A 6,464-nucleotide genomic window follows, 5' to 3' on the forward strand; every position below is an offset into this window, starting at 1 on the left:
CCAGGCTGAATCAGGAACTGCAGTGAGCGTTACTTCTGCTCCGCCCGCGTACGTGGTTTCTTCCGGGGAGATTTCTACATTTCCCTGACCCGAACTTGCCGTTGCAAGTGAATATTCGGCAGCATCCTGTTCGAAAATGGCCTGTAATGCATAATTGCTGTTCATGGCGACAGTACATTGCACGCAAGTGCGGCCGTCAATCGGTGCACCGCTCCACGCTTTAAAATGCCATCCTGTATCAGCAACAGCGGAGAGTGCAACATTAGTCCCGGCAACGTAAACTCCTCCCAATGGATTAAGCTGAGTCGTGCCGTTTCCCGATGAGGTTATTACCAGCGTGTACTCGGCAGCATCCTGTTCAAATACCGCCTGAATTGTATAGTCCTGATTCATGGTTATGGACTGTACTGAATCAGTTTCCCCGGTTACCGGCGCACCGTCCCATGCTTTGAAATGCCGGCCATCGGCAGCAACCGCAGTAATGATAACCTCTGTGCCTGCAGGATAGCTGCCTCCAGCAGGCTCGATAAGGACATTGCCCATCCCTGAACCTGCAACAACCAGATCGAACTGCTGCACCGGAAGTTCGGCAAGGACCAGACGATACTCAGCGCTGGTGTCCACACCCCATTCATTATTAGCAAGGCAATAATACACACCGGTATCCTGCTCGCTTAATGACTGGAAAGTAAGAGTGTCTCCAGAAAGAGAATCGAAAAGGGAATCGTTTTTATACCATATATAACTCAGCTCACCCGACCCATCGGCGCCAACAAAGATACCAAATGAAGAATCCGGGTATGGAATACCCACTGGAGCACATGAATCACCTGCAATCACCGGTTTGCTTACAACAGTAACCGAAAAATCTGCATTCTTCTGCAGATCGCTCTCTTTCAGGAAAGCAACCGCACTGACCTTCTTGTTTCCTGCTGATGCATAAGTATAAGTGAGCCGGATTGTAATCTCACCATCAGCTTTTCCCCCTGCAAGAATAATCGCAGTATCGGACTCATTCTCACCAAATACAACTCTCACCGAATCCACAAGGTTCGACAGAAGAATACTCACATTGATTTCCGCCATATCCCCAAGGACTACCAGTGAATCCATGTCAATGCCGACAACGACATTTTTTGGATTTTCGGTTGGGTCGCTGGGGGTTGTGCAATGATAGATAACCCCCAGAAGGCTAAAAATCAAAAAGAACAGAGCAAACGATTTTTTCATATTTGCCTTCCAGGTTATTGAGATTCGATGATCTGAGTGTATCAGGCTCTATGTCAGAAATATCTGGCAAGCGAATCCAATTTCTGAAAGGAGCCTTCGATGCTGGGTATTGATAAAATAATAATGGGAAAGCCTTATAGTAAGGTTTTCCCATTATTTGGAGAACTTGATGCATTAGGCACTATAATACAATTTTTTACCGATATGCATTCCTAGAAAATATCCTCTTGTTCATTTTTGCAAGTTTCTGGAGGTCACATAGCTGATAGCCTACGCATATTATTAATCAGTATTTAGTAAACAACTTGAGAGTACCGAATTCTCCGCGAACTGTCGAAATTCGGCTAAATTCGCCGGCTTTCATGAGAAATAAGTGCCCAAATTTGCATGGAAATGAGAACTCGGTACTCTTGAGTAAACAAAAGCATGATATTTATTGATACCTCAAATAATATTCTGTGCTTCCATAAGTATGATTTCCACCTGCCTTGCAAGGACCTGCAGTACCACCTGCATATACTATAGCGTTACATTTAATACATTGTTTCCATCCTCCTTGTGCACGATACATTTCAGATGTCCGCAATGCATAATCTGGATCTGAATAGAACTCATGCTGATCGCTTCCACTAATAACACAACATTCTCCAGGACTTGTACCTGGTTTAATAATATTCGAGCATTTGTAACACATCTTCCATCCAGGCTGCATATCAGTATAAAGCAGATTAGTTTTTACTCCCGCATCCAGGAGATAATTGCCGCTCCCTTCTTGTGAATGAAATCCAGTTACAGGACAAGCATTTCGACTGAAAGATCCATCCCATAGCACCTTGCAATTTTTACAGTAGCGAAAACCATTACGAGTTTCAGCATTGAATAAATGATAACTGCCACTGCTTGACACATCATGATTGCCGCCTGCAGGACAGAGACCATATATTCCAGAGCCATCTACATGCACAAGCCCCTGACATTTATTGCACCATTTCCAATTTCCCTGAGTAGAATAAGGCGTTGATTGACTTGATAGCGGCAGAACATATTCTCCACTACTACTTCCATCATGCGATCCTCCTGCTTTGCATACGCCATTGCCGTATGCTGAATAAAATAGCCCCTTACACTTGTTACAAAATCTCCAGCCACACTGCCTACCGGGAATTTCGCAACTATGTCCTGGAGAGCCAAACTCCAGAATGTATTGATAACTGTTCTCAAATGAATGATTGCTGTTATTGTAGGGACACTTACCTCCACTCGTGTGTCCTGAAAACCATAATCCTTTGCAGTTCTTGCACCAGCGCCATTGGCCTTGATAGCTAACTGAAGGATTTGTGGCGCTAATCGAATGATCATGTTCATGATCGGTGCATCCAACAACTGTTTCTTTAGCTAAATCGCCGCATGATGCCAATAGAAATACAGTTATTGATCCAAAGAATGGCAAAATAATTCTTTTTAAAATCATAAAGAACTCCTTTAAGTTAAGTTTAAATCCAAAAAAATTCTTGAATAGAGCTTACACCTGCAACATAGCAACCACCTCCTTTCAAACAAGAAAGATAGCTAAAACATCTTTTTAACAGCCGCACGATGTAATGCAATACTTATGCCATAAACCTTTGATTTCATTGCAATTGCATTTTCATAGAGGAAAAGTAGTATTTTATAACAAAGGCATACCAAAGAATGTTGCAACTCTGAGATTCATGTTGCAGGAATGAGACGGTTGCTTTACACAAAGATATCGAGGGTGATAAACTGTAATGAATGCGCTGCTATTACCAGGTTCCGGCTTGAATGTGGAGCAGAATCTTTCTGAAAAAGATCAGGACAAACTCAACCAATTGATTCTTTTTTTAAGGAACCGTGGATATAATGAAATATTAGTTGATTCTCAGGCGAATAGCAACGCACTTCGTGATTATATTAATAACTCAGTATCTGCCAATACCAAATTGGATATCCTTGAATATGAAATACCGCTAATTACAAATAAAATATCAAGATTCGATAAGAATGATTTCATCCTTCTAATCGACAGCCTGCCCGATTATGCATGCGATTTAAATCTTCTTAATAAATATCAAAGCGAATATAATGCCGAATTGATCCTGGCGTGCACTGTTGAATTTTCAAATACCGGATTTTATCTGGATGACTCTTATCAAATAATCTGGAAGAATGAAAAGAAATTTGCCAAGGAAGAAAGTTTTATACCATCCGGCTTTTCGCTGTGTAGAAGAGACACATTGCTAAAGCACATTTCCGAGGCTAAAAGTTTACAAATACGTCAACTGCTCAGGGCTGAAAAAGCTTTTGGAATCCCGGTTCCAAAGTTCCCGTATCATGATTACCATAAATTAAGCAAAGCCCTGTTTCTCGACAGGGATGGGATCATCAACGAAGATTCCCATTATGTTCACAAAATCGAAGACATACAGTTCTGTCCCGGCATATTCGATCTTTGCAGCGATGCCCAGCGCCGGGGATATAAAATCATTGTGGCAACCAACCAGGCAGGCATTGCCCGCGGGTATTTCGAACATGGCGATGTTGAATCTGTACATGCTTGGATGGCGACAGTGTTTGCGAAGCATGGAATTGCCATAGAGGGGTTTGTTTACTGCCCGTATCACGAAAAGGGAAATGTTGCTGAGTACACCGGGCACTCACTCTTTCGTAAGCCGGAACCGGGAATGTTTCTTGATGCAGCAGAAAAGCACAATATCGATCTGACGCACTCCATTATGGTGGGCGACAAGAACTCCGACCGGATCAAGCTTCCCTATCTCCGGTCCTATATAATTAAAAGCCAGTATGTGCCGACAGGCTACGATTTCGAATCGCTGGATTCTTTCCGCCGCTTTATATTCAAAGCTCCCCAAATTCCGAAATAAATCAACACGGCAAACAGTGCCGGAAATGAAATTAACGAAGCGGTACCCAGATAAAGAGACTCCGGCATCATTTCAACTTCGTGCGTTCCCGCCGGTATATATGCGGCCATCCATGCATAGTCTGCCTTGTAAATATTTGCAGGGTTTCCGTCAACAAGCACTTTCCATCCCGGATAGTAAACCTCCGATATTCTCAGAAACCCATCTCTGTCGGTGGTTACGGTGGCTTTACGATGGTTGACAGTGTATTTATCCCAATTCACTGTGTACGATGGATACTTGACACCTGTTGAATCCATCTCGACAAAGGGAGCCGGTTTCCGAGAAGGTTCCTCGAGCAATGCCACTTTGTGCCTGATATCATACGCTCCTTCCTGGAGTGCTTTGATAATTTCATCTTCTTTCATAACAGTATACCCCGGCACAAATGAGATTCTCCCCAGAGCGCTTTCATTCTCAACCGGTACAATTCTTCCTCCCTGGCGGGTCAGAATATATCTCGCATTTGCCAGGTTAAGGAAATTATTCCCTTTTCTCAGGTTTGATGGAACCAGATACGCCTTGCCGTCAGCGCCCATTTCAACCAGGCTTTGCAGAAAATTGCGGTTGGACTGATCGCCTCTGAATTCACGGTACCACCGAAGTTCATTATCATGGAAACCAGTGATACCTTCCAAGTCATGCACACCCTCCGAGTTCTGCGGAAGCGTACCGGGCAAGGTAAAACATCGGAATGGATCACTCTCCATTTTCTTAGAAAGCTCTACCAAAGCCGGATCAGAATTAAAATAAGGGCGGGCACTCACAACTTTGATGAATTGGCTGTCAACCCGTGCGGCATCGATAATTCCAATGCCTAAAACAATGACAAGAAACGCATATTTGTTAAGCTTTCCGGTTACGGCGCCCCAAAGCACTCCCAGTCCTGCAAGCGAAAAAAGCCACCATAACCAGAGCATGGGGAGGAAATTCTTTTCAAAATTGACCTCGAATATTCTCTGTTTCTGAGTACCTTCAATAACCAAGCCCATCAGTGATGACACAAACCCTTTGGCCGAAAAAATGAGGGCGATAAGCGTAATGGCTCCAGCAGCGACAAAAATCCCCCGCTTCCATTTGCTTTTTGCTTTTGCTTCCAGCTCATTAAATCGTCCCCTAACAACATCCATGAAAAACAAACCGGAAAGCAACGAGAGCGCAAATGAAAACCAGAACATCATCATGCTGGCGGCACGGAATTTTTTAACGCCGGGTATCAGATAGTAAGCAATATGGAACACCGGTGTATTCGCGCCAAGACTGTATAAAACCGCCAGGACTGCAAGAGTTCCCCAGAAAATACGCCACGGTTTTGGACGGGAGATAATGCCAACAGCTCCAAAAAGTGTAACCATAACGCCAGCATATTCCGTATTCAGCTTAAATGGGTTATTGCCCCAATAGTAATCGAGCCAGTTGCCGAATTCCGGCACCCACAGGGAAAAGAATTCGGGCCAGTGGAGAGACCAGGATGAGGCAAAATCAAAACCGCGGTCGACTCCACGAACGGAAAACGCTCCACGCACAAACATAAACGTTGGGTACAACTGCACAAAAGCTATCGCAAGCCCTGCAAAAACCGCAAGCCAAAAATACCCGGCGGCAGGAACGAGTGGTTTAAGTTGCTTGTGTCCTCTCCACTGCAATACAAGATGCATCACCCAATAGAGGAAAAGCCCCCAGAGCATGAAATAAGTCAATTGCACGTGTGAGGTCAACAGGCACATTGCTATTCCTATCGATAAAAGCAATGAATTAACCAGATTCGGCTTCTCAAGCAGCGACTTCAGCCGCCACAACACAAAAGGCAGCCATGCGATAACAAACATTTTTCCGTCATGCCCGGGATAGGTATGGGAAATGAACTGAGGATTGAGCATATACAGTGCCGCACCGATAAATCCCACGAGGGGCGACGCTCCGAATCCCTTTACCAGCAACAGATAGAAAAATAGACCGGCTAAAATCACGTGAAGTACCATTTTCATTCCCAGCGCTCTGTGCACCGGCATGACCATATGTATCAGCAGTGACGGAGGATAAAAAGCATCACCAAAAGAGGCATCGATAGAGGGCATCCCCCCTAATCTACAGGAAAACCATTCAGGGAACTGCCCCTGATTTACCAGCGCCTCACGGTAGAACGATCTCGAATCCAACCCCCCGAGCTGATCACTGCTATACAACATTTTATCGGAAAAAAGAAATTGCGAATAGAGCGTAATCGTAATCAGGGCGAGTAATCCGATATACAAATAGTGATTAGTGAGAAAAGAAAAGCGTTTTTTTTCG

At 44.2% G+C, this 6,464-nt stretch carries 4 protein-coding genes; 1 reads left to right on the forward strand and 3 read right to left on the reverse strand.

Features of this window, described 5'->3' with window-relative positions:
• On the reverse strand, positions 1–1,230 hold a 1,230-nt coding region (locus tag GF401_11565), incomplete at its 3' end, for a hypothetical protein (GenBank protein ID MBD3345688.1).
• A gap of 433 nt (positions 1,231–1,663) precedes the next feature.
• Positions 1,664–2,701 (reverse strand): hypothetical protein, encoded by a 1,038-nt coding sequence (locus GF401_11570; GenBank protein MBD3345689.1) that lies wholly within the window; start codon positions 2,699–2,701, stop codon positions 1,664–1,666.
• Between the two features lie 298 nt (positions 2,702–2,999).
• Here GF401_11570 and GF401_11575 point away from each other — a divergent pair, with 298 nt between their 5' ends.
• On the forward strand, positions 3,000–4,133 hold the full coding sequence (locus GF401_11575) for an HAD-IIIA family hydrolase (protein MBD3345690.1): 1,134 nt from the start codon (positions 3,000–3,002) through the stop codon (positions 4,131–4,133).
• On the opposite strand, the gene GF401_11580 is transcribed toward GF401_11575, so the two are convergent.
• On the reverse strand, positions 4,067–6,464 hold a 2,398-nt coding region (locus GF401_11580; GenBank protein MBD3345691.1), incomplete at its 5' end, for a YfhO family protein. The two genes, GF401_11575 and GF401_11580, sit on opposite strands and share 67 nt — an antisense overlap.

The sequence above is a fragment of the Chitinivibrionales bacterium genome, assembly GCA_014728215.1.
In the GTDB taxonomy this organism is placed as follows: domain Bacteria; phylum Fibrobacterota; class Chitinivibrionia; order Chitinivibrionales; family WJKA01; genus WJKA01.

Coding starts and splice junctions, on each gene's coding strand:
- GF401_11570 (MBD3345689.1), bottom strand. CDS start 2,701: ATGATTTTAAAAAGAATTATTTTGCCATTCTTTGGATCAATAACTGTA.
- GF401_11575 (MBD3345690.1), top strand. CDS start 3,000: ATGAATGCGCTGCTATTACCAGGTTCCGGCTTGAATGTGGAGCAGAAT.